Below are 22,913 nucleotides of genomic sequence, written 5' to 3'. Positions count from 1 at the left end.
GGCGAGACCGCACGGCAGCTGATGCACAAGGCGCAGGCGGAGCACGAGTTCGCCGTGCTCGGCTCGCCGTCGGGCCGTGAGCCGATCCTCCAGGTGCGGGGCCTGGTCAAGCACTACCCCCTCACGCAGGGCATCGTCATCCGCAAGCAGATCGGCGCGGTCAAGGCCGTCGACGGCGTCGACTTCGACCTCGGCCACGGCGAGACGCTCGGCATCGTGGGGGAGTCCGGCTGCGGCAAGTCGACGGTCGCGAAGATGCTGGTGAACCTGGAGCGGCCCACGGCGGGCGAGATCCGCTACAAGGGCGAGGACATCAGCAAGCTGTCCGGGCGCGCGCTGAAGGCCGTGCGCCGCAACATCCAGATGGTCTTCCAGGACCCGTACACGTCGCTGAACCCGCGCATGACGGTCGGCGACATCATCGGGGAGCCGTACGAGATCCATCCGGAGGTCGCGCCGAAGGGCTCGCGCCGGCAGAAGGTGCAGGAGCTGCTCGACGTGGTCGGCCTCAACCCCGAGTACATCAACCGCTATCCGCACCAGTTCTCCGGCGGCCAGCGCCAACGGATCGGGATCGCGAGGGGGTTGGCGCTGCGGCCCGAGATCATCGTGGCGGACGAGCCGGTCTCGGCGCTCGACGTCTCGGTGCAGGCCCAGGTGGTGAACCTCCTGGACCAGCTCCAGAACGACTTCGACCTGAGTTACGTGTTCATCGCGCACGACCTGTCGATCGTGCGGCACATCTCGGACCGGGTGGGGGTGATGTACCTGGGCCGGATCGTGGAGATCGGCTCCGACGAGGAGATCTACGAGCATCCGACGCATCCGTACACGCAGGCGCTGCTCTCGGCCGTGCCGGTGCCTGATCCCGAGGCGCGGGAGCACCGGGAGCGGATCATCCTGAGCGGGGACGTGCCGTCGCCGGCGAATCCGCCGTCGGGGTGCCGGTTTCGCACGCGGTGCTGGAAGGCGCAGGAGCGGTGTGCGCTGGAGGTGCCGCTGCTTGCCGTCCCGGCGGAGTTCCGCTCGGCCGAGGGGCCTCAGGCACATGACTCGGCGTGCCACTTCGCGGAGGAGAAGCAGGTGGTTCCGTAGGGGGCGGTCCCTGCGGCGTCGGGGATGAAACAAGAGGGCAACCCCGCCGACCCAGCACCGCCACACGCACCCGGCAGGCTTACGGACGTACGGCCGTGCGGGTGCCGTAGACCGGCCGGGGTTTTGCCATGTCGCCCCGGCCGGTCGCCGTACGGCTAGGGCCGGGTGAGGCCCAACGAACGCTTCAGGAAGTCCACCTGAAGCAGCAGCAGATTCTCCGCCACCTGTTCCTGCGGGGTCATGTGCGTCACCCCGGACAGCGGGAGCACCTCGTGCGGGCGCCCTGCGGCAAGCAGCGCCGAGGAGAGGCGCAGGGCGTGCGCCACCACCACGTTGTCGTCCGCGAGGCCGTGCACGATCATCAGCGGCCGTGACGGGTTCTCCGGGGCCACGAGACCCTCCTCGGTGACGAGGGAGCTCAGGGCGTACGGCGCCGGATCCGCACCCGGGTCGCCCAGGTACCGCTCCGTGTAGTGCGTGTCGTACAGCCGCCAGTCCGTCACCGGCGCCCCCGCCACCCCCGCGTGGAAGACATCGGGGCGGCGCAGGACCGCGAGCCCCGCGAGGTAACCGCCGTAGGACCAGCCGCGGATGGCGACCCGGTCCAGGTCCAGGGGGTGCGAGGCGGCGAGGCCCTGCAACGCGTCCACCTGGTCGTCCAGGGTGAGGGTGAAGTCGCGGCGGATCTCCTTCTCCCAGGCGGGGGAGCGGCCCGGAGTGCCCCGGCCGTCCGCGACGATCACCGCGAAGCCCTGGTCGGCGAACCACTGGGACGTGAGGTACGGATTGTGGGCCGCGAGGACCCGCTGGCCGTGCGGGCCGCCGTACGGATCGAGGAGCACGGGCAGGGGGCCCGAACCCTCCACGTAGTCCGTGGGGAGCAGGACGGCGCACGGGATCTTGCGTGCGCCCCCCTCGGTGAGAGTCACGCGCGGCGTGAGCCCCGGACGCTGCGCGTATGAGGCGACGGTCGCCACCTGCTTGCCGTCGCGCATTACCTGGACGCGGGAGCCCGGCTGGTCAAGGGTGGCCGACACGAGGACCGTGAGGCCGCCCGAGCGGACCGCCGAGTGCACCCCGGGTTCGACGGAGACGCGCTCCACGCCCAGTTCGTTGACGCGGTAGACGTGGATCTCGCCCGTCTCCGGGTCGGCCGCCGCCGCTCCCGCCGACGCCGAGACCAGGACGTCGTCGTCCGCCACGTCGAGCACCGCGCGCACGTGCAACTGCGGTCCCGTCAGCGGACGTTCACCCACCGCGAGGACCCGCGCCCCGCCCTCGTCCACGATCCGCACCAGCCTCCCGCTGGGGGACCAGGACGGGGCGCCGGGGAAGAGCTCGAGCCACTGCGGATCCTCTTCCGCGTGCACCATGCGGGTCGATCCGTCGTCCGGGTCCACCGCCAGGTAGAGCTGGCTGAGCTGGTCCCGGGACTGGACAAGGAGCAGCGGCGCCCCGGCCGACGACCAGTGCACCCGCGCCAGGTAGGGGTAGCGGGCGCGGTCCCACATCACCTCGGTGCGCGCGCCGTCCAGGGTCACGACGAAGAGGCGTACGTCCGCGTTGGCCGTGCCCGCCGCCGGGTACGCGACCCGCGAGGGCTCCGTCTCCGGGTGCGCGGGATCGGCGATCCACCAGCGCCGCACCGGGGCGTCGTCGGCGCGCGCGACCAGGAGCCGGTCCGATGCGGGCGACCACCAAAAGCCCCGCGAACGCTGCATCTCCTCGGCCGCGATGAACTCCGCGAGGCCGTACGTCACGGTCTCCTTCTCGACGGAGTCCGGCTCCGGTGCCACAAGCGCCCGGTCGCCCTCGCCGTCGGCGCCCGTCACCCGCAGGGCGCCCCCGGCGACGTACGCGATGTGGCGGCCGTCCGGCGAGGGGCGCGGGTCGATCACCGGGGCGGGAGCGGGCAGTTCACGTGCCGTGCCCGCGCGCAGCTCCGCGGCGAAGAGCCGTCCGGAGAGGGTGAAGGCGGCCAGCTCCACCGCCGCGTCCGTCGCGTAGCCCACGATGCCCGCGCCGCCCTCGCGGCTGCGCTCACGGCGGGCGCGCTCCTCGGCGGAGAGCCGCTCGGCCGCGCCCTTCAGGAGGGCCTGGGGATCGGCCGCGACACGCTCGACGGCGCCGTCCTCCAGGTCCAGGACCCAGAGTTGGTTCGCCCGGTCCGTGCCGGACGACGAGCGCAGGAAGGCGACGCGGGACCCGTCGGGCGCCACCGTGAACGCGCGGGGCGCACCGAGAGTGAAACGTTGCGTGCGGGCGTGCAGACGGGGGAAGGAGAGCCGCTGCGCCTGACTCTCGGCGGGCCCGGCGGATGCGGGCGTCTCGGTGGTCATTCCCCGAGCCTAGGGGGCATGCGCCCCCTTGTGCTGCCGTGCTCCGAGTCATGCGGACCCACGGATAGTTATGATCCGTAGCGCTTAGTGGGTATGTACCTGCTGGCGTCCGCACTGGTGCAGGGTCTGGGACTTGGAGGTGAGCCGCCGTGGCACTCTCGATTTCGGCGGTGGTGCTACTGGCGATCATTGTCTTCTTGCTGGTCAAGAAGTCAGGGTTGAAGACGGGCCACATGATCGTCTGCGTGCTGCTCGGCTTCTATCTCGCGAGCTCCTCCATCGCACCGACGATCAATGAGCTGACGACGAACGTGGCGGGGATGATCGGCGACATCAAGTTCTGATCCGTGCGCAGCACGTTCTGATCAGTGCGCGGGGTGCTCGTAGGGTGGTCCCATGACGGAACTGCCCGCCCGGCGTCTGCTGCTCGTGCACGCGCACCCCGACGACGAGTCGATCAACAATGGCGCGACGATGGCCAAGTACGTGGCCGACGGCGCCCATGTCACGTTGGTGACCTGCACGCTGGGCGAGGAGGGCGAGGTCATCCCGCCCGAGCTCGCCCATCTCGCGGCCGACCGCGAGGACGCGCTCGGCCCCCAGCGCATCGGCGAGCTGGCCGCCGCCATGAAGGAGCTGGGCGTCACCGACCACCGGTTCCTCGGCGGCACGGGCCGCTACCGCGACTCCGGGATGATGGGCATCGAGCAGAACCACCGGGCGGGCGCCTTCTGGTCCGCCGATCTCGATGCCGCCGCCGCGGACCTCGTCGAGGTGATCCGCGAGGTGCGGCCCCAGGTGCTCGTGACGTACGACCCGGACGGCGGGTACGGCCACCCCGATCACATCCAGGCCCACCGGGTCGCGATGCGTGCCGCGGACCTCGCGGCCGAGGGAGCCTTCCGCGCGGATCTCGGCGAACCGCACACCATCGGCAAGATCTACTGGAACCGTGCGCCGCGCTCCGTCGTCGAAGAGCGGTTCCGGTGGATGGAGGGTGCCCTGCGGCACTCGCCGTTCACGACCCCCGGCGTGGTCGCGGACGTCCCCGGTGTGACGGAGGACGAACGCGTCACGGCGGAGATCGACGGGACCGCCTTCGCGCGGACGAAGGCGGCGGCGATGCGCGCGCACGCCACGCAGATCGAGGTGCAGGGTCCGCTCTTCGTCCTGTCGAACGGGCTCGCGCAGCCGATCTTTGATGTGGAGTACTACGAGTTGGTGCGAGGAGAAGCCGGTGCGGTGGACGGCGAACGTGAGACGGATCTGTTCGCGGGGCTCGCGGGCGCTGGGCTCGAAGGGGTGACGGCGCTGTGAGTACTCGTTCGCGTGCGGCGTCGGGGGCACCGTCCGGTTCCGGCTCCGGTGCGTCGGCCGCCGCCCCGCCCGGCGGCAGCGCGCTCGCCCAGCCGCTGAACTTCGCTCGTATCGCCTCTTATGGCGTCCTCTTCGTTCTTGGCGCGGTCGTCGGCACGGCCGGTGCGCTCGTCCAAGGGGGCTGGTTCCCGGGCGGGTTGCTGCTCGCGCTCCTCGGGGCCGCGGGGCTCTTCCACGGAGGGGTGCGTGCCATCGGCGGCAGGGCGGGGGCGGTGGCGCCGGCGGCGGGATGGCTCGTCGCCGTCATGCTGCTCACGGCCAGCCGGCCCGAGGGGGACTTCCTCTTCGGCGCCGGAATCGGTTCGTACGCCTTCTTGCTGGGCGGAATGGCGGTCGCTGTGATGTGTGCCACCCTCGGGCAGCGGCCGCAACCAGGCGGGCCCGCTGCCCGACTTGGCAAGTGACGTACCACTTCAGCCCGTGCCCTGCCCGGGTTTGACGGCGGTCACAGGATGAGTGCCGGCGGCGGCCAGTATGGTGGTGCGCGCCGCCGAGCCGCCCGAGTGAGGTCGAGACGGGCGGCGGAGCCAACCGGGAGAACCTGCCTTGAGTCGTGAAACTGACAGTTCGTCCTCCGGGCCCCAGGGGCGCGGTGGAGCCGCTTACCCCTCGGGGACGCCGCCGTACGGCTCCCCCGCGCAGGGCGCCGCGTCGGACGGCGCCCCGGACGGCGCGCAGCGGCAGGCCGCCGAGGAGCGGCCCGACGAGCCCAAGACCGAGACCACGCTGACCACGCGCATCCGGATCAACATCCCCGGGTCGCGGCCGATCCCGCCGGTCGTCATGCGCACGCCCATGGCGGAGAGCGACGTGAACGCGCCGCGTCCGCAGGACACGGGCCGCGCGGCGAACCGGTCCGACGCCGGGGACGGCGCCGGGCGTCCGGGGTCCGCGAACGGCGCCGGGGGTCCCGGTTCCGCCGGGATGTCCGCTTCGGGCTCCGCGCCCGACGGGCCTTCCTCCGCCGGACCCGGGTCCCCTTCTGCTTCCGCTCCGGCGGAGGAGAAGACGAGCGACTGGTTCGCGCCGCGCAAGAGCAGTCCGGGCGCCGGCGGGAACGGCGCGTCCGTATCCGGCGGTTCGGGATCCGGCGGTCCGGGAGCGGGCGGTCCCGGAGCAGGCGGCTCCGGTACGGGCTCCTTCGACGTGTCCGGTGCCGTGGCGGCGGGCCCGCTCGGCACGGGCGCGCCGCAGGGCGGCGACCCCCAGCGCGGAGACCTGCCGTACTTCTCCGGAGGCGCCGCGGGTGACGGCGGCCGCGGGCCCTCGGGCCCGACCGGCGGACCGGTGACCGGCGACGGCCCGCTGGCGCCGAACCCCGCCCGTCCGTCCGACCCGGCGAACCAGGCCAACCCGGCGGGCCGCGCCAACCCGTTGACTCCGCCGAACGTGGGCGGCCCCGGCAACCCGGCAAACCCGGGCAATCGCCCCAACCCGGCCAACCCCGCCGCCCGTTCGGGCGCGGGCGCGCCCGTCATGGGCGACGACACCGCCATCCTCACGCCGCAGAAGGCGGGCCCCCTCCAGGGTCCCCCCGGCGGCCCGGTCCACGGCGGCCCCGGCTCCATCCCCGGCGGTCCCAGCGCGCCGTCCCCCGGGACCAACGTCTCGGGCGACACCCTGACCAGCGGCATCCCCGTCGTACCGCCCGCCCAGAACTCGCCGTTCGCCACGGGCCCGCAGCACACGGACGGACCTGTGCCGCACACCCCGCCCAAGCTGCCCGAGCCGGTGCAGCCGAACGTGCCCGTCGCCTCGGCCCCGCCCAAGAAGAAGGGGCGCAACAAGCTCGTCCTCGTGGGCGTCGCCGTGGTCGTCGTGGCCTGCGGGGCCTATGGCGCCGGTCTCTTGATGAACCACGCCGACGTGCCGAAGGGCACCACCGTGCTCGGCGTCGACATCGGCGGCGGCACGCGCGACGAAGCCGTCAAGAAGCTCGACGCGGCCATCGGCAAGCGCGTCATCAAGCCCCTGAAGCTGTCGGTCGACGGCGAAACGGTCACGCTCAAGCCGGAGCAGGCGGGCCTGACCCTGGACAGCCAGGCCACCGTCCGCGAGGCGGCGGGCAGCGACTACAACCCCGTATCGGTGATCGGATCGCTCTTCGGCGGCGAGCGCGTCGCCGAGCCGGTCATGCCCGTGGACGAGGAGAAGCTGGCGGCCGCCCTGGAGCGCGCCGCGGGCGGCTCGGGCTCGGCCAAGGAGGGCGGGGTCAAGTTCGTGCCCGGAAAGGCCGTCCCCGTGTACGGCAAGGCGGGCAACGGCATCGACGTCGCCGCCTCGACGAAGGCCGTCTCCGAGGGGTACAAGAAGCAGGTCGAGACCGGCAGCGCCGGCACGGTCGACGTGCCCGTCACGACCCGCAAGCCGACCGTCGCGAACGCCGAGGTCGACAAGTTCATGACGCGCTTCGCGAAGCCCGCCATGTCGGCCAACGTCACGATCAAGGCGGGCACCGCCTCGATCCCGTTCGGCCCGGCGAAGTCGCTGCCGAAGATCCTTGAGACGAAGGTGGCCGAGAACGGCAGCCTGCAGCCGCACTACAACCTCGCGGAGCTCAAGAAGCTGTACGGCAACGTCTTCGACGGCGTCCTGATCCAGCGCGGCAACGGCGACAAGACGCCGGTCCAGCCGACCGACGTGGCGGCCGCGATGAACAAGGCGCTGATCGGCAAGACGCCGGCGGAGCGGGTCGGCGTGATCGAGACCGACGCCAGCTGATCTCGGTACGTCCCCGGAGGCCGGACGGCTCACAGGAGTGACCGTCCGGCCTCCGGCATGACATCTGTCATCCCGGACTCGGCACACACGACACTGCCGCCGTCGACCGCCCTTTGGCGACGATGGATCACATGACGACGACCGCAGCACCGCCCGTCACCGCGGTGAGCTTCGACCAGGTGACCAAGAGCTTCGGGGACGTCCGCGCCGTGGACTCCCTCACGCTCGATCTCCACCCCGGCGAGACCGTCGCCCTCCTCGGACCGAACGGCGCGGGCAAGTCGTCCACGCTCGACCTGCTCCTCGGCCTGCGGCACGCCGACAGCGGCACCGTGCGGGTCTTCGGCACGAGCCCGCGCGAGGCGATCACCGCGGGCCGGGTCGGCGCGATGCTGCAGAGCGGCGGCCTGATGGGGGAGGTCACCGTCCGCGAGCTGGTGCGGCTCGCCTGCGATCTGCACCCCAGGCCGTACCGCGCGGACGACGTGCTGGCCGCCGCGGGCCTCACCCAGCTCGCGGGCCGCAAGGTCGACAAGCTCTCCGGCGGGCAGGAACAGCGCGTCCGCTTCGCACTCGCGACCGCCGGTGCGAACGACCTGATCGTCCTGGACGAGCCGACCACCGGCATGGACGTCACCGTGCGCCAGGCCTTCTGGGCCACCATGCGCGAGCAGGCCGACCAGGGCCGCACGGTCCTGTTCGCCACGCACTACCTGGAAGAGGCCGACGCGATCGCCGACCGGGTCCTCGTCCTGCACCGCGGCCGTCTCCTCGCGGACGGCACGGCCGCCGAGATCAAGGCGAAGGCGGGGGCGCGCAGGGTCGCCTTCGACCTCACCGAGCTGGACGCCGGACTCGCCGAGAAGCTCCGCGCGCTGCCGTTCCTCACCGCCGTGGACGTGTCGGGCCACACCGTACGGCTCCAGTCGACGGACGCCGACGCCACCGTGCACGCCTTGTACGGGCTCGGTCTTTACCCCCGCAATCTTGAGGTCGCGGGCCTCGGCCTTGAGCAGGCCTTCGTGGCGATCACCGAGGCCGAGGAGGCCAAGAAGGAGGCAGGGACATGCTGATCAAGCTGGAAATCATCCGCTCCCTGCGGAACAAGAAGTTCCTGTTCTTCTCGGTGATCTATCCGTCGATGCTCTTCCTGATCATCGCGGGCGGCCAGAACAGCACGGACATGGTCGGCGACACGGGCCTCGCGCTCCCCGCCTTCTTCATGGTGTCGATGGCGTCGTTCGGCGCCCTGACCGCCGTCCTCATGGGCAACAGCGAGCGCATCGCCAAGGAGCGCGAGAGCGGCTGGGTGCGCCAGCTGCGCCTGACGAGCCTGCCGGGGCGCGGCTATGTGATCGCCAAGACGGCCAGCGCCGCCGTGGTCAGCCTGCCGTCGATCGTCGTGGTGTTCGTGGTCGCGGCGGCCGTCAAGGACGTACGCCTTGAAGCCTGGCAGTGGCTGGCCCTGACCGCCGCGATCTGGGCGGGCAGCCTCTGTTTCGCCGCGCTCGGTGTGGCCATCGGCTATCTCGCGACCGGCGACGCCGTCCGCCCGATCACGATGATCGTGTACTTCGGGCTCTCCGTGCTCGGCGGCCTGTGGATGCCCACGGCCACCTTCCCCCAGTGGCTGAGCGACATCGCGACCTGGCTGCCGACCCATGCGTACGCTGCCCTCGGACAGGCCATCGAACTGGGCGACGCCCCGCACGCGAAGGACATCGCGCTCCTCGTCGGGTACTTCGTCCTCTTCGCGGGCGGCGCGGCATGGCTGTACCGGAAGGACACATCGAAGGCGTGAACGACACCGACTGCCCCGAGCCCGGCCACCCGCTGAAGAGCTTCGGCCGTCCGGTGGCGGACCGCCGCCAGCTGCTGACGAAGTCGCTGTGGATCGGCATCTGGCTGGTCTTCCTGGCCGGCCCGGTGCAGGACCTGCTGCGGGCGGGTCACGGCAGCGCGGCCACGGTGCTCGGCTGGCTCGGCCTCGCGGCCTTCGTGTTCTGCTACTTGACCCTGGTCTTCCGCTACACCTCCAAGGCGTTCGACTGGCGCGTGGTGCACGTGTCCTTCGGGGCGCTGCTCGCGCTGGCCGTCGCCCTCTCGTTCGCCTTCGGCACGCCCTGGCTCGGGCTCTTCGTCTACGTCGCCGTGTCCGCCGGGGCCGTGCTGCCGCTGCGGCACGCGGCGTGGGCCATCCCGGCCGTCACCGGCGTGATGATCCTGATCGGCCTGCGCACCGACAGCGTGGCGGACCTGCTCGGCAGCCTCGCCGTGCTGACCGTCCTGGTCGGCTTCGCGATGACCGGCGTGCGCGAGCTGGTCCGTACGACGATCCAGCTGCGCCAGGCACGGGCGACCGTGGCCCAACTGGCCGCCAACGAGGAGCGGCTGCGGCTCGCCCGCGATCTGCACGACCTCCTCGGCCACTCGCTCTCCCTGATCACGCTGAAGAGCGAGCTCGCCGGGCGGATGCTCCCGGCCGACCCCGACAAGGCAGCGCAGCAGGTGGCGGACATCGAGCAGGTCAGCCGCCAGGCCCTGGTGGACGTGCGCGAGGCGGTCTCCGGCTACCGCAGGCGCACCCTCGCCGGCGAGCTCGCGGGCGCCCGCACGGCGCTGACCGCCGCCGGTGTCGAGGCCGACGTACCGCTTCAGGCGCCCGCCGTGCTGCCCGCGGAGGAGGGGGAGACGGCGCTGGCCTGGGCGCTGCGCGAGGCGGTGACGAACGTCGTGCGGCACAGCGGCGCGCGCCGCTGCACGGTGGTGTTCACCTCGCGGCACACCCTGGACGGCCCGGTCGTCGAGCTGTCGGTGGAGGACGACGGCAGGGGCGGTCCGGCCGCCTCCCAGGGCAACGGCCTGACGGGCCTGACCGAGCGCGTTGAGGCGGTCGGCGGCGTCCTGGACGTGGGGCCGGGCGACCGCAGGGGCTTCAGGCTCACGGCCAGGGTGCCCCTTGACCGGGGCGAGGCACCGGCGTCCGGCGCCTGAGCCCTAGGATCTTCGGCATGAGTACGAACAGTGCGGGCGGCCCCGTCAGGGTGCTCCTCGCCGAGGACCAGTCGATGGTCCGTGAGGCGCTCGCGGCGCTGCTCGGCCTTGAGCCGGACATCGAGGTGGTCGCCCAGGTGGCCCGCGGCGACGAGGTCCTGGCGGCGGCGCGCGAGCACGCGGTGGACGTGGCGCTGCTCGACATCGAGATGCCGGGCAGCACGGGCATCGAGGCGGCGGCCGAACTCCACGCCGCGCTGCCGGAGTTGAAGATCGTGGTGCTCACCACCTTCGGCCGCCCCGGCTATCTGCGCAGCGCCATGGAGGCCGGCGCCGACGCCTTCCTGGTCAAGGACGCGCCCGCGGCCCAGCTCGCCGAAGCGGTCCGCAAGGTCCTCGCGGGGGAGCGGGTCATCGACCCCACGCTCGCGGCCGCCGCACTCGCGGGCGGCGCGAACCCGCTGACCGACCGCGAGCGCGAGGTCCTGCGCGCCGCGGCCGACGGCGCCACCAACGCCGAACTGGCCACGGCCCTGCACCTCTCGGCGGGCACGGTCCGCAACTACCTCTCGACGGCGATCCAGAAGCTGGCCGTGCGCAACCGCGCCGAGGCGGTGAAGGTCGCCCGGGACAAGGGCTGGCTCTGAACTGCCCTGCTCAGGGCATCAGTTCAGCATCGCCCGCGCCCCGTGCGCCTCCTGGCGCAGCCGCAGTGCCGCCGCCTCGTCGGAGGCGGCCAGGGCGTCGGCGTACGTCTCGATCTCCAGGGCGCCGGTCAGGAAGTCGCCGCGCTGGACCAGGAGTTGGGCCCGGTCGTAGTGCAGCCGGTCCGCGTGCGAGGGCAGCAGCAGGGAGAGTTCGACGGCCCAGAGCGCGACGTCCGAGCGCTCGGGGCGTGCCGCGGCCCACGCGCGGATGTTGTTGAGGACGCGCAGCACGATGTCGAGGGGCCCCGCGGGGCTCAGCATCGACGGCGCGAGCGGTGCGCCCGTGGCCCCGGCCACCATCAACTCCGCGTCCGTGCGGGACAGTACGTCGCCTCCCGCGAAGGGATTGGCGAGCACCTGCTCGTCGCGGGTGCCGAAGCCGACCACGAAGTGACCGGGCAGGGCCACCCCGTGGACGGGTGCGCCCGCGCGGCGTGCCACCTCGATCCACACCACCGAGAGCAGGATGGGCAGGCCTCTGCGCCGCCGCAGGACTTCGTGCAGGAGCACCGACTGGAGGCGCTGGTAGTCGCCGGGCCTGCCCTTGAACCCGTAGCGCTGGCCGAGCAGTTCGGCCAGCGCAAGCGCCCAGGACCGGGGGCCGACGGCCTGGTCGGGCAGCCGCTCGGTCAGCTGGTCGGCCAGGCGGTCGAGGATGCGCCGCGCCGCGCGCATGCCCGTTTCGTCGAGATCCGGGTCCGCCTCCGCGCCGATCAGCAGGCACAGCTGCGCGAGATCGGGCCGCGCGGACCGTGCCTGATCGGCGAAGAGGCGCCGCCGCTCGGGGGATTGGGGGTGCATAGGTGCTTCGTGCCCTGCCGGGCCGATCGATAGCGCTCCGATCTCGCTCCGTGCTGCCGCCCCCGGCGGTCAGGGATGCATCCGGGCCCCTTTGAGGATCTTGTCGACGGCGTTGCGCGGACCGTGGACGGCGATCCCCACCAGGTCGAGCTGGTCGGCCGGCACGGCCCGCACCGCCGCCCGGTTGTCCCGGTCGTTGCCGGTGGCGAACAGGTCCGACGTGAACACCGCCCGCGGCAGCGAACGGGACAGCACGCGGCCGTGCGCGGCGGTCAGCGTCTCCTTCGACCCCTCGAAGACCAGGACGGGCTGGCGGAACATCGGCAGGTAGGGGGTGCCGTCGGCGTCCTCGTACGGCTCGCCGATCACCTCCGGAGCCGCCGTGCCGAGCCCGCTGACCAGGAACGCCGTCACGTTGAGGCGCTGCCAGGGCTCCAGGTCGTCACGGAGCAGGACGGCGATCTTCGTGTCGAAGCGGACGGGCGCCTCGCCCGTGACCCCGGCGGATTCCGTCGCGGCGATGTCTGTCTCAGCGGTGGTTCTCATGCATCGAGACTGCCGAGTGGTCCGCCGCCGCGTCTTGTACGTTTCTTGCATGGTGGCCCGGCAGGAGATCTCCGCATGGCGCCCGCCGGTCGCGGGTGTCGTGGAGGTCTTCCACGCCCACTTCACCGAGCACGCGTATCCGATGCACGTCCACGACGCGTGGACCCTGCTGATCGTGGACGACGGAGCCGTCCGGTACGACCTGGACCGCCACGAGCACGGCACCCCGGGCGACACCGTCTCGCTGCTCCCGCCGCAGGTCCCGCACAACGGCTCGCCCGCCACCCCCGACGGCTTCCGCAAGCGCGTGCTCTACCTGGACATGACGCAGCTGGACGCGAGCTTCATCGGCCCTGCGGTGGACGGCCCCGACCTGGTGGACCCCGTCCTGCGCAGGCGCGTGGGCCAGCTGCACGCGGCCCTCGGGCACCGGGGCGACGAGCTGGAGGCCGAGAGCCGCCTGGCGCTGATCGGCGAGCGGCTGCGCGGACACCTGCGCCCCCGGATCGCCTCCGGCACCTCCGGCACCCCCGGCACCTCCGGCTACACCGCCCGCGGCGTCGCCCAGGACCTCCGTGACCTCCTCGACGAACGGCTCCTGGACGGCGGCGTGACCCTGGACGAGGCCGCGCGCCTGGTCCACGCCCACCCCAGCCATCTCGTACGCGCCTTCAGCGGGGCCTTCGGCATCGCACCGCACCAGTACGTGATGTCCCGCCGCGTCGACCACGCCCGCCGGCTCCTCCTGACGGGCCTGCGGCCGGGCGAGGTGGCGGCCGCCGCCGGTTTCTACGACCAGTCGCACCTCACCCGGCACTTCAAGCGGGTGGTGGGCATCGCTCCGGGGCGTTACGCCCGCACGGGAGCCGCCGAGTGAGCCGTCCCGGAAGCCGCCAGGTGAGCCGTCAGTTGAGCATGGCGCGCGCGGCCCGAGCCTGGTCCCGCACCCGGTCCGCGGTGGTCGGCTCCACCGCCGTCACCACGTCGGCGTAGGTCTCCAGCTCCGCCGCTCCCGCGAGGAAGTCGCCGCGCTGGACCAGGAGTTGGGCCCGTTCGTAGCGCAGGCGTGCCGGGTGCGAGGGCAGCAGCAGGGAGAGTTCGACGGCCCAGAGCGCGACGTCCGAGCGCTCGGGGCGTGCCGCGGCCCACGCGCGGATGTTGTTGAGGATCCGCAGCACGATGTTCAGCGGATCGGCGGGCGTCAGCATCGAGGGGGACACCGTGCCGCCCGAGGACCCGGCCACGAGCAGCTCCGCGTCCTCGCCCGTGAGCAGCCGCCCGCCGGCGAACGGGTCGGTCAGGACCTGCTCGTCACGGGCGCCGAAGCCGACGATGAAGTGGCCGGGCAGCGCGACGCCGTAGACGGGTGCGCCCGCCCGGCGTGCCACCTCGATCCACACCACCGAGAGCAGGATCGGAAGGCCCCGGCGGCGCTGCAGCACCTCGTGGAGGAGGGAGGACTCCAGGCGCTGGTACTCGGCGGGCGTCCCCATGAACCCGCACCGCCCGCCCAGGAGTTCGGCGAGCGCGGCGGCCCACTCCCGCGCCCCGCCGGGGCGGTAGGGCAGCAGTCCTGCGAGCCGGTCGAGCTCGATCTGGGCGGCGTCGATGCCGTCGTCGTCGAGTTCGGGGTCTGCCTCCGCGCTCACCAGGAGGCACAGCAGGGACAGGTCGGGCCGCTCGGACCTGGCCTCCTCAGCGAACCGCCGCCGGGACGCGGCGGTCCTTGACTCCTCGTGCATGCGTGCCTCGTGCCTTACTTACCGAGCCGGCCGGTAGAAGCTACCGAGCCGACGGGTATCGATAGTGGTGGTACGTGTGGTGCGCGGCGAAGCCAAGACCGCCGTACAGCTTCCTCGCACCCTCGTTGTCGTCCTCGACCTGCAGCCAGGCCGCCGAAGCGCCTTCGGAGAGCGCCTGCCGGGACAGTGCGGCCATCACCGCGGTGGCAAGTCCCTGCCTGCGGTGTGCCGGATCCACCTCGACCGCCATGAATCCCGCCCAGCGCCCGTCCACGACGCAGCGCCCGATCGCCGCGGGCCCCGCGTCGAAAGAGGCCCCGGGCACGGAAGCGAACCACACCGAGGGGCCGCCCGCCAGCACCTTGCCCACATGGGGTCCCGGCACCCCGAATCGCTTGTACCGCCGCAGCCACGCCGCGTCGAAAGAGCGTGAAAGGTGCACGCTTTCCACGGTCGCGTCGGGCAGGTCGGGATCGCCGAGCGGCGCCAGGGCACCGACGTGGAGTTCCGCGCTCACCTCGCGCTCCCAGCCCCGCTCCTCGAGCTCCGCGCAGAGCAGCTCCTGGGTGCCGTCGGCCCCGGTCGCGGTCTGTATGTAGGCGGGCAGTTCCCGCTGCTCGTACCAGTGACGTACGTACGCGAGTGCCTCGTCCAGCGGCCGTCCCGGATCGCCCACCGGCAGCACCGAGTTGGCCCGCCGGGTGAATCCGGCCGCCGCCCTCAGCTCCCACTCGCCGAGCGCCTCGCTCTCCACGGGCTGCCAGGCGCGTGCGGAGACCCGGGCCAGCTCCGGGTAGGACGCCGCGGGGCCGCGCCTGCGGGCCGGGGCGGAGGGGACCACCTTGCCCGCCACCAAGGAGTTCTCCACGATGCGGACACGCTCACCGTCGCGACGTGTGATCAGTACCACACCGTCGTTCCACGATGTGAGAACACCCACCGTGTCAGTGAACTTACCGCCCGTCCTCGACCCATCGTTGAGGCGCCGGACCGATACCCGTTTGCCCACGTCAGCAGGGCTAATTCGGACCTCGAGCCGTCCGCCCGCAGTGAATTCCACAGCTCTGTACGCCCCTCCTGTTCGGATCATGCCCGGGAACGGAGATACTAGAGGTGGGCATCGACGACGCCGCGCTCCCGCGCGCCAGGCGAGCGGAGCCTGAAGACGGCCCGCCAACGCCCGTATCGAGGAGGAACGACAGCGTGACCTACGTCATCGCGCAGCCTTGTGTCGACGTCAAGGACAAGGCGTGCATCGAGGAGTGCCCGGTCGACTGCATTTACGAGGGCTCCCGGTCCTTGTACATCCACCCGGACGAATGCGTCGACTGTGGAGCCTGCGAACCGGTCTGCCCGGTCGAGGCGATCTTCTACGAGGACGACACTCCTGAAGAGTGGAAGGACTACTACAAGGCGAACGTCGAGTTCTTCGACGAGCTCGGATCGCCCGGTGGTGCCAGCAAGCTCGGCCTGATCGAGCGCGACCACGCCTTCATCGCCGCATTGCCGCCGCAGAACCAGTAACGGCAGCTTGAAGCGCCGCCCCGGTCCCGTACGGCTCACATCGCTGTACGGGACCGAGGCGTTTGTCCACCCACGCAGTACGGGAGTCAGTTCGTGTCCGTAGTCGCAGGTCTCTCTGGCCGCCTTCCCACCTTCCCCTGGGACAAGCTCGAGCCGTACAAGGCCACGGCGGCCGCCCACCCCGGCGGCATCGTCGACCTGTCGGTGGGCACCCCGGTCGACCCGGTGCCCGAGCTGATCCAGAAAGCGCTGATCGCGGCGGCGGACTCGCCGGGCTATCCGACGGTCTGGGGCACGCCGGAGCTGCGCGACGCGATCACCGGCTGGTGCGAGCGCCGCCTGGGCGCCCGCGACGTCACGCACCGGAACGTGCTGCCGATCGTGGGCTCCAAGGAGCTGGTGGCCTGGCTCCCGACGCAGCTGGGCCTGGGTCCGGGCGACGTCGTCGCCTACCCGCGCCTCGCGTACCCGACGTACGAGGTGGGCGCCCGCCTGGCCCGCGCGCAGTACGTCGCGTACGACGACCCTACGGACCTGGATCCGGCGGGCCTCAAGCTGCTCTGGCTCAACTCGCCCTCGAACCCCACCGGTCGCGTCCTGTCCAAGGAAGAGCTGACCCGCACCGTCGCCTGGGCGCGCGAGCACGGGGTGCTCCTCGTCAGCGACGAGTGCTATCTGGAGCTCGGCTGGGAGGCGGAGCCGGTCTCGGTCCTGCACCCGGACGTGTGCGGCGGTTCGTACGAGGGGATCGTCGCCGTCCACTCGCTCTCCAAGCGGTCGAACCTCGCGGGCTACCGCGCGGCCTTCGTCGCCGGTGACGCGGCCGTCCTGGGCGACCTGCTCCAGATCCGCAAGCACGGCGGCATGATGACGTCCGCGCCGACGCAGGCGGCGGTCGTCGCCGCGCTCGGGGACGACCAGCACGTGCGCGAACAGCGCGAGCGGTATCTCGCCCGCCGCACCGCCCTGCGCGACGCCCTGCTCAAGCACGGCTTCCGCATCGAGCACAGCGAGGCGAGCCTCTACCTCTGGGCGACCCGGGACGAGTCCTGCTGGGACACCGTCGGGCACCTCGCGGGGCTCGGCATCCTCGTGGCGCCCGGCGACTTCTACGGCCCGGCGGGCGACCGCTTCGTCCGCGTGGCGCTGACCGCGACGGACGAGCGCGTGGCCGCGGCGGTCGAGCGGCTCGCCTGAGCCACTGAAGCCGCTGACCGCAGCCCCGGCGAGCCAGATGCACCGTGCGGCCGCACGTGACGAGGGCCCGGAGCCAGTGGCTCCGGGCCCTCGTCACAGGTGCGCGACGGTCAGCCGAGCGGGCTCTTGACCGGCAGCTGGTCGGTGGGCAGGCCGCCCTTGGTGACCGCGTCGGTGGGCAGGCCGCCCTTCGTGACCGCGTCGGTCGGCAGGCCGTCCTTGGTGGCGGTGCCCGCGGCGTCGCCGACCACGTCACCGGCGTTGCCCGCGAGGTCACCCGCGGCCTTCTGCGCCACGGGGGTCGTGGTCTTGGCGCCCGAGCCGACGACCTTGCCCGCGGTCGGGACGCCCTTCTTCACGGCCTTGCTGCCGGTCTCACCCGCGAGACCGGTGGCGTTCTGAGCGGCGCCGTCGACGGTGTTGCCCAGACCGGCACCGTCCAGGGCGGTCACACCGCCGAGGTCGGGGGTGGCGGGGAGCTCGGCGGCGTTTGCGGAGCCGGCCGCACCGACCACGGGAGCCGCCCCCGCTGCGATGAGCAGCGCGGCGCGGGCGATCCGGCGGGTCAGGGGGAGGGACATGATGCTCCTTCAGACGGGAGAGAACGTTGGGGTGTCCGGTCCGGATGGGGCCCGGCGCTTGGACGCAGTGACTACCGCTCGAAGCCCTCGAAGGTTGCGGTGGGCCAACGTAAAGAGTTGGCAATGCATCGCATAATCGGCTGTGGATAAAAACGGGCAAAGGGATCGGTTCGCGCGGGCCCGCTGAATCGTCAATGCCCAGTGTTCACAAGGGGTTTGGCGTGTGCGGGGGTGAGTGCGCGAAAGTCTGGACGGCGCGTCGCCCGTGAGTGATCAATGTGGCCCGATCGGGTGACCCGCCGTACTACTGCCCAACGACAATTCGAACCGAGGTCGCGCCGGATCCGGTGCCGGAGCCCTGCCCGTCTGTGCTTGTCGCGCCCGCCTTGCCCGGCTTGCGCCATTCGTTCCCGGAGTCCGTGGCGCTCCACTCCCGGCCGCCGTACGCGACGCGCTCGATGCCGAGCGTGGACGCCTGGGCCACCGCCCAGTGCGCGAGCTCCCAGCCCCGCTGCTCGGCGCCGCCCTCGGCGCCTCCCGTGGTGGCGCTCACCGGCACGGTGACCGCGCCGCCGCGGGCGCCCTGCGGTGCCACGTCGCGGCCGAAGTCCCGGACCAGGGCGGCCCGTACCTTCGCCGGGTCACCCGGCTCACCGTCCGTGCGGCCCTCGCAGGTGAGGGTGGCGGGGGCGCGGCCGGTCAGTGCGGCGGCGAGCAGCGCGGCGTCCGGCTCGTGCTTCGCGTACGCCTGGGGATAGCCGCTGCGCTGCACGCGCTGCGCGGCGACCGTCAGGGGGAGCCGTGAATAGCCCGGGACGTCGTTCAGATGGGCGTAGAAACGCGCCGCCGAGTACGCCGGGTCCATGATCTGTTTCTCGTTGCCCCAGCCCTGTGAGGGCCGCTGCTGGAAGAGGCCGAGCGAGTCCCGGTCGCCATGGCTGATGTTGCGCAGACCCGACTCCTGCAGGGCCGTCGCCAGAGCGATCGTGATCGCGCGCTCCGGCATGCCGCGGGAGGTGCCCACGGCGGCGACCGTCGCCGCGTTCTCGGCCTGCTCGGCGCCGAATTCGTACGACGCCCCGTCGCCGTTGCCCGAGACGACCCGGCAGCGTGGGTCGGCCTTGCCCCCGAAGACGTACTGCACGACCACATAGCCCACGAGGGCGAGGAGGACCGCGACGGCGGCCCCGATACGGAGGAGGCGGCCGCGCCGGACGAGGGTGGGGGGCTCAGGCACGCGACCAAGGTACTGGAGGCCACTGACAGGGCGGCCCGCCGAGGGGCGTTAGGGTCGAAGCCATGGCCCAGACCTCACACGACACGTCGCTCGACCTCACGCTCGACGCTGCCGCGCTCACCGCCCAGCTGGTCGATTTCCCGTCGCCGAGCGGCGAGGAGAAAGCACTCGCGGACGCCATCGAGACGGCCCTGCGACGCCTGCCGCACCTCACGGTGGACCGGCACGGCAACAACGTGGTGGCGCGCACGAACCTGGGCCGGGCCGAGCGCGTGATCCTCGCCGGGCACATCGACACGGTCCCGATCGCGGACAACGTGCCCTCCCGCCTCGACGAGGACGGCGTCCTGTGGGGCTGCGGCACCTGCGACATGAAGTCCGGCGTCGCGATCCAGCTGCGCATCGCGCAGACCGTGACCGAGCCGAACCGCGACCTCACCTTCGTCTTCTACGACAACGAAGAGGTCGCCGCGCACCTGAACGGCCTGGGCCATGTCGCCGAGGCCCACCCCGACTGGCTCGCGGGTGACTTCGCGATCCTCCTCGAGCCGACGGACAACCAGGTCGAGGGCGGCTGCCAGGGCACGCTGCGGGTTCACCTGAAGACGAAGGGCACGCGCGCGCACTCCGCGCGCGCGTGGATGGGCTCGAACGCCATCCACAAGGCCGCGCCGATCCTGGCGAAGCTCGCCGCGTACGAGCCGCGCACGCCGGTCGTCGACGGCCTTCAGTTCCACGAGGGCCTCAACGCCGTACGCGTCGAGGGAGGCGTCGCCACGAACGTCATCCCCGACGAGTGCACCGTCGTCGTCAACTTCCGCTACGCACCCGACCGCTCCGAGGACGAGGCGCTCGCCTTCGTGCGCGACTACTTCGCCGACTGCGAGATCGACGAGTTCATCGTCGACGACCACACGGGCGGGGCGCGCCCCGGCCTGAACCATCCGGCCGCCGCGGCCTTCATGGCGGCGGTCGGCGGCGAGGCGAAGCCGAAGTTCGGCTGGACCGACGTGGCCCGCTTCAGCGCGCTCGGAGTGCCCGCCGTGAACTACAGCCCCGGCGACCCGCTGCTCGCCCACAAGATCGACGAGCGCGTGAAGGTGTCGCTGATCCCGGAGGCCGAGAAGCGGCTGAGCGACTGGCTGACATCCTGAGTTCCCTCGGGAATGCCTCGTCCGTAACGCCCGTAGACCTACGCTGAAGTGGCACGTCGAGCAAGACCGTCAGCGGAAGGGGACGTTCATGGGTAGTCCAGAAGGACAGGGCCCGCCGGAGGAGCAGCACTTGGGGCCTGTGGTGCGGCGGCGTGAGCAGATCACCCCCGGCACCACCGACCAGCGGCTCCTCGACACCGATGCCGAGGGCGAGTCGGAGTGGGTGCACACCGACCCCTGGCGGGTCATGCGCATCCAGTCGGAGTTCGTGGAAGGCTTCGGCGCGCTCGCCGAACTCCCCAGCGCGATCAGCGTCTTCGGATCGGCCCGCACGCCGGTCGGCTCGCCCGAGTACGAAGCGGGCATCCGCATCGGCAAGGCGCTGGTCGACGCGGGCTTCGCCGTGATCACCGGGGGCGGCCCCGGTGCCATGGAGGCGGCCAACAAGGGAGCGCGCGAGGCCAAGGGCGTCTCCGTCGGCCTCGGCATCGAGCTGCCCTTCGAGCAGGGCCTCAACGAACACGTCGACATCGGCGTGAACTTCCGCTACTTCTTCGTGCGGAAGACCATGTTCGTGAAGTACGCCCAGGGCTTCGTGGTCCTGCCCGGCGGCCTCGGCACCCTGGACGAGCTCTTCGAGGCCCTGACCCTCGTCCAGACCCGCAAGGTGACCCGCTTCCCGATCGTCCTCTTCGGCTCGGCGTACTGGGGCGGACTCGTCGACTGGCTGCGCGACACCGTGGTGGCAGGCGGCAAGGCGTCGGAGCACGACCTGCACCTCTTCCACATCACGGACGACGTGGACGAGGCGGTCACGCTGGTGACCAAGGAAGTCGGCCGCTAGGCCCTGCCACGCCCCTCCGGGCGGGCCGCGTCGCTGCCCGCCCGGCGGTCGCCGCCGCTCCTACGCCAGACCCCGTCGGGCGACAGCCGGATCCCGGTGCCCGGCGATGGTCGCGACCATGTCGAGCACCTGCCGCGTCTCCGCGACCTCGTGCACCCGGTACACCTGCGCCCCCAGCCACGCCGACACCGCGGTGGTGGCGAGGGTCCCCACCACGCGCTCCTTGACCGGCTTGTCGAGCGTCTCCCCGACGAAGTCCTTGTTGGACAGGGACACCAGGACGGGCCACCCGGTCTCCACCATCTCCCCGAGCCGCCGCGTCGCCTCCAGGGAATGCCGCGTGTTCTTCCCGAAGTCGTGCCCGGGATCGATCATCACGGACTCGCGCGGCACCCCGAGCGCGACCGCGCGCTCGGCGAGGCCGAGCGTGACCGAGAGGATGTCGGCCATGACGTCCTCGTACGTCACCCGATGGGGGCGGGTACGCGGCTCGGCGCCACCCGCGTGCGTGCACACCAGGCCCACGCCATGGCGGGCGGCCACCTCCGCGAGCCGGGGATCGACCCCGCCCCACGCGTCGTTCAGGAGGTCGGCTCCCGCCTCGCAGACGGCGTCGCCGACGTCGTGCCGCCATGTGTCGACGCTGATGACGACATCGGGGAAACGCTTGCGCACCTCGGCGACGAAGCCGACCGTCCGCCGCGCCTCCTCGTCCGCGGTGACTTCCTCACCGGGACCGGCCTTGACCCCGCCGATGTCGATGATGGCGGCGCCCTCCGACACCGCCTGCTCCACGCGGGCGAGCGCGGGTTCGTCGCGGAACGTGGCGCCCTGGTCGTAGAAGGAGTCAGGGGTCCGGTTCACGATCGCCATGATCACCGGCTCGTGCGCGTCGAATTCACGCCTGCCAAGCCTGAGCATCCCCTGTGAACCTCCGTCGTCGGTGCCGTGGTCCGGCCGCCTGCGACCTTAACTGTCACAGGCGCATGGCACGATCAGACCCTGACAGTTTGAGCACGGCAGTCGAGCGTGGGGGCCTGAAGAGATGGTCTTGTTCTTGTTCCTGGTCATCGCCCTCGTCGTGGTGGTCGGCGCGGTGACGCTGGCCGTCGTGGGCGGCGGGGAGCGGGCCGCCCTGCCCGACGTGGCGGCCGAGCGGTTCACCGACCCGCTGCCCCCCGACCGCGCCCTGCGCCGCGCGGACGTGGAGGCGCTGCGCTTCCCGCTGACCCTGCGGGGCTATCGCATGGCGGACGTGGACGACGCCCTCGGCCGTCTCGCCGCCGAACTGGCCGAGCGCGACGCCCACATCGCGGAGCTCGAGGCGGCGCTCGCCGGCGCCCAGGCCACCGCGGTCGGCGGCCCCGGCCTCCTCAAGAAGCACGCCCCGGCGACGATGACCCAGGACCAGGACACTCCGAAGGACGCGGCCGAAGAGGAGAACGGCCGGTGAGCGGCGACGCGGTGGCGGGCCCGGACGGCAGACTGCGCTGCCCCTGGGGCCTCTCGACCGAGGACTACGTGACGTACCACGACGAGGAGTGGGGCCGCCCGGTCCACGGGGACGACGCGCTGTACGAACGGCTCTGCCTGGAGGCCTTCCAGTCGGGCCTCTCCTGGATCACGATCCTGCGCCGCCGCGAGGGCTTCCGCGCCGCCTTCGCCGGTTTCAGGATCGACGAGGTCGCGCGGTTCACCGACGCCGACCGGGAGCGGCTGCTCGCCGACCCCGGCATCATCCGCAACCGCGCCAAGGTCGACGCGACCCTCGCCAACGCGCGCGTGCTCGCCGAATGGGCCGACGGCGATCTCGACGAGCTCATCTGGTCGCACGCGCCGGACCCCGCCTCCCGCAAGGCCCCGAGCGTGCTGGCCGACGTACCGGCGATCACCCCTGAGTCCACGGCCCTGTCCAAGGACCTGAAGAAGCGCGGCATCCGATTCGTCGGCCCCACCACGGCGTACGCCCTGATGCAGGCCTGCGGCCTGGTGAACGACCACCTGGAGGACTGCGTGATCCGGGTCCCCCAGGGCCGCTAGAGACCTCTGTGCGT

General features: G+C 72.0%; 24 protein-coding genes. 16 read left to right on the top strand and 8 right to left on the bottom strand.

Features of this window, described 5'->3' with window-relative positions; translation table 11 throughout:
• Positions 1 to 21: 21 nt before the first annotated feature.
• Positions 22 to 1,095: a dipeptide ABC transporter ATP-binding protein gene (locus ABZ833_RS25725; RefSeq protein WP_361050849.1), complete on the top strand. Its 1,074-nt coding sequence runs from the start codon at positions 22 to 24 to the stop codon at positions 1,093 to 1,095.
• Positions 1,096 to 1,250: 155 nt separating this feature from the next.
• Here the strand turns inward: ABZ833_RS25725 and ABZ833_RS25720 are convergent, their stop codons facing one another.
• Positions 1,251 to 3,434 carry a prolyl oligopeptidase family serine peptidase gene (locus ABZ833_RS25720; RefSeq protein ID WP_361050555.1) on the bottom strand — a complete coding sequence of 728 codons (2,184 nt, stop codon included), beginning with the start codon at positions 3,432 to 3,434 and terminating at the stop codon, positions 1,251 to 1,253.
• A gap of 149 nt (positions 3,435 to 3,583) precedes the next feature.
• Here ABZ833_RS25720 and ABZ833_RS25715 point away from each other — a divergent pair, with 149 nt between their 5' ends.
• From ABZ833_RS25715 to ABZ833_RS25680, 8 genes are all read left to right on the top strand, one after another.
• Complete coding sequence (locus tag ABZ833_RS25715; RefSeq protein ID WP_160507048.1) at positions 3,584 to 3,778, top strand: hypothetical protein; 195 nt, start codon at positions 3,584 to 3,586, stop codon at positions 3,776 to 3,778.
• 52 nt (positions 3,779 to 3,830) lie between these two features.
• The gene (gene mshB, locus ABZ833_RS25710) at positions 3,831 to 4,751 is read left to right on the top strand and encodes an N-acetyl-1-D-myo-inositol-2-amino-2-deoxy-alpha-D-glucopyranoside deacetylase (RefSeq protein ID WP_361050552.1); all 921 of its coding nucleotides are present in this window, start codon (positions 3,831 to 3,833) and stop codon (positions 4,749 to 4,751) included.
• A 95-nt stretch (positions 4,752 to 4,846) separates the two neighbouring features.
• Positions 4,847 to 5,215, top strand: a complete 369-nt coding sequence (locus tag ABZ833_RS25705) for a DUF6113 family protein (protein ID WP_361050846.1) — start codon at positions 4,847 to 4,849, stop codon at positions 5,213 to 5,215.
• A 142-nt stretch (positions 5,216 to 5,357) separates the two neighbouring features.
• Positions 5,358 to 7,532: a hypothetical protein gene (locus tag ABZ833_RS25700; protein ID WP_361050549.1), complete on the top strand. Its 2,175-nt coding sequence runs from the start codon at positions 5,358 to 5,360 to the stop codon at positions 7,530 to 7,532.
• Positions 7,533 to 7,663: 131 nt separating this feature from the next.
• Entirely contained in the window at positions 7,664 to 8,605 is a 942-nt protein-coding gene (locus ABZ833_RS25695) for an ABC transporter ATP-binding protein (protein WP_361050546.1), read from the top strand.
• Entirely contained in the window at positions 8,599 to 9,333 is a 735-nt protein-coding gene (locus ABZ833_RS25690) for an ABC transporter permease (RefSeq protein WP_361050543.1), read from the top strand. The genes ABZ833_RS25695 and ABZ833_RS25690 overlap by 7 nt, the downstream gene beginning before the upstream one ends.
• Positions 9,334 to 9,365: 32 nt before the next feature.
• Positions 9,366 to 10,526, top strand: a complete 1,161-nt coding sequence (locus tag ABZ833_RS25685; protein WP_361050843.1) for a sensor histidine kinase — start codon at positions 9,366 to 9,368, stop codon at positions 10,524 to 10,526.
• A gap of 17 nt (positions 10,527 to 10,543) precedes the next feature.
• Positions 10,544 to 11,173: a response regulator transcription factor gene (locus tag ABZ833_RS25680; protein ID WP_361050540.1), complete on the top strand. Its 630-nt coding sequence runs from the start codon at positions 10,544 to 10,546 to the stop codon at positions 11,171 to 11,173.
• Between the two features lie 18 nt (positions 11,174 to 11,191).
• On the opposite strand, the gene ABZ833_RS25675 is transcribed toward ABZ833_RS25680, so the two are convergent.
• Complete coding sequence (locus ABZ833_RS25675; RefSeq protein ID WP_361050537.1) at positions 11,192 to 12,034, bottom strand: transglutaminase-like domain-containing protein; 843 nt, start codon at positions 12,032 to 12,034, stop codon at positions 11,192 to 11,194.
• Between the two features lie 69 nt (positions 12,035 to 12,103).
• Positions 12,104 to 12,580, bottom strand: coding sequence for a DUF2000 domain-containing protein (locus ABZ833_RS25670; RefSeq protein WP_249587939.1), 477 nt, complete (start codon positions 12,578 to 12,580; stop codon positions 12,104 to 12,106).
• Positions 12,581 to 12,629: 49 nt separating this feature from the next.
• Between ABZ833_RS25670 and ABZ833_RS25665 the strand changes: the two genes are divergently transcribed.
• Positions 12,630 to 13,457 carry an AraC family transcriptional regulator gene (locus ABZ833_RS25665; RefSeq protein WP_361050534.1) on the top strand — a complete coding sequence of 276 codons (828 nt, stop codon included), beginning with the start codon at positions 12,630 to 12,632 and terminating at the stop codon, positions 13,455 to 13,457.
• Between the two features lie 28 nt (positions 13,458 to 13,485).
• On the opposite strand, the gene ABZ833_RS25660 is transcribed toward ABZ833_RS25665, so the two are convergent.
• Both ABZ833_RS25660 and ABZ833_RS25655 read right to left on the bottom strand, forming a co-directional pair.
• On the bottom strand, positions 13,486 to 14,322 hold the full coding sequence (locus tag ABZ833_RS25660) for a transglutaminase-like domain-containing protein (protein WP_361050531.1): 837 nt from the start codon (positions 14,320 to 14,322) through the stop codon (positions 13,486 to 13,488).
• Positions 14,323 to 14,362: 40 nt separating this feature from the next.
• The gene (locus ABZ833_RS25655; RefSeq protein WP_361050528.1) at positions 14,363 to 15,382 is read right to left on the bottom strand and encodes a GNAT family N-acetyltransferase; all 1,020 of its coding nucleotides are present in this window, start codon (positions 15,380 to 15,382) and stop codon (positions 14,363 to 14,365) included.
• Between the two features lie 143 nt (positions 15,383 to 15,525).
• On the opposite strand from ABZ833_RS25655, the gene fdxA reads away from it, so the two are divergent.
• Together fdxA and ABZ833_RS25645 are read left to right on the top strand one after the other, a co-directional pair.
• Positions 15,526 to 15,846, top strand: a complete 321-nt coding sequence (gene fdxA, locus ABZ833_RS25650; protein ID WP_030573070.1) for a ferredoxin — start codon at positions 15,526 to 15,528, stop codon at positions 15,844 to 15,846.
• Between the two features lie 93 nt (positions 15,847 to 15,939).
• Positions 15,940 to 17,043: a bifunctional succinyldiaminopimelate transaminase/glutamate-prephenate aminotransferase gene (locus ABZ833_RS25645; RefSeq protein WP_361050525.1), complete on the top strand. Its 1,104-nt coding sequence runs from the start codon at positions 15,940 to 15,942 to the stop codon at positions 17,041 to 17,043.
• Between the two features lie 110 nt (positions 17,044 to 17,153).
• Here ABZ833_RS25645 and ABZ833_RS25640 read toward each other — a convergent pair whose 3' ends face one another.
• Entirely contained in the window at positions 17,154 to 17,624 is a 471-nt protein-coding gene (locus tag ABZ833_RS25640; RefSeq protein ID WP_361050522.1) for an ATP-binding protein, read from the bottom strand.
• A gap of 304 nt (positions 17,625 to 17,928) precedes the next feature.
• Complete coding sequence (locus ABZ833_RS25635) at positions 17,929 to 18,861, bottom strand: heavy metal transporter (RefSeq protein WP_361050519.1); 933 nt, start codon at positions 18,859 to 18,861, stop codon at positions 17,929 to 17,931.
• Positions 18,862 to 18,923: 62 nt separating this feature from the next.
• Between ABZ833_RS25635 and dapE the strand changes: the two genes are divergently transcribed.
• Together dapE and ABZ833_RS25625 are read left to right on the top strand one after the other, a co-directional pair.
• Positions 18,924 to 20,015 carry a succinyl-diaminopimelate desuccinylase gene (gene dapE / locus ABZ833_RS25630; RefSeq protein WP_249587930.1) on the top strand — a complete coding sequence of 364 codons (1,092 nt, stop codon included), beginning with the start codon at positions 18,924 to 18,926 and terminating at the stop codon, positions 20,013 to 20,015.
• An 88-nt stretch (positions 20,016 to 20,103) separates the two neighbouring features.
• Complete coding sequence (locus tag ABZ833_RS25625; protein ID WP_361050516.1) at positions 20,104 to 20,859, top strand: TIGR00730 family Rossman fold protein; 756 nt, start codon at positions 20,104 to 20,106, stop codon at positions 20,857 to 20,859.
• A 60-nt stretch (positions 20,860 to 20,919) separates the two neighbouring features.
• Here the strand turns inward: ABZ833_RS25625 and folP are convergent, their stop codons facing one another.
• On the bottom strand, positions 20,920 to 21,780 hold the full coding sequence (folP, locus tag ABZ833_RS25620; RefSeq protein ID WP_249587928.1) for a dihydropteroate synthase: 861 nt from the start codon (positions 21,778 to 21,780) through the stop codon (positions 20,920 to 20,922).
• Between the two features lie 124 nt (positions 21,781 to 21,904).
• On the opposite strand from folP, the gene ABZ833_RS25615 reads away from it, so the two are divergent.
• Positions 21,905 to 22,312 (top strand): DivIVA domain-containing protein, encoded by a 408-nt coding sequence (locus ABZ833_RS25615; protein ID WP_361050513.1) that lies wholly within the window; start codon positions 21,905 to 21,907, stop codon positions 22,310 to 22,312.
• Entirely contained in the window at positions 22,309 to 22,899 is a 591-nt protein-coding gene (locus tag ABZ833_RS25610) for a DNA-3-methyladenine glycosylase I (protein WP_361050510.1), read from the top strand. Before ABZ833_RS25615 ends, ABZ833_RS25610 begins: the two co-directional genes overlap by 4 nt.
• Positions 22,900 to 22,913 lie beyond the last annotated feature (14 nt).

This window comes from Streptomyces sp. NPDC047525 (assembly GCF_040643025.1).
GTDB lineage: Bacteria > Actinomycetota > Actinomycetes > Streptomycetales > Streptomycetaceae > Streptomyces > Streptomyces durmitorensis.
The sequence above is the reverse complement of the archived record's forward strand: the minus strand, read 5'-3'. Positions and strand labels throughout refer to the sequence as shown.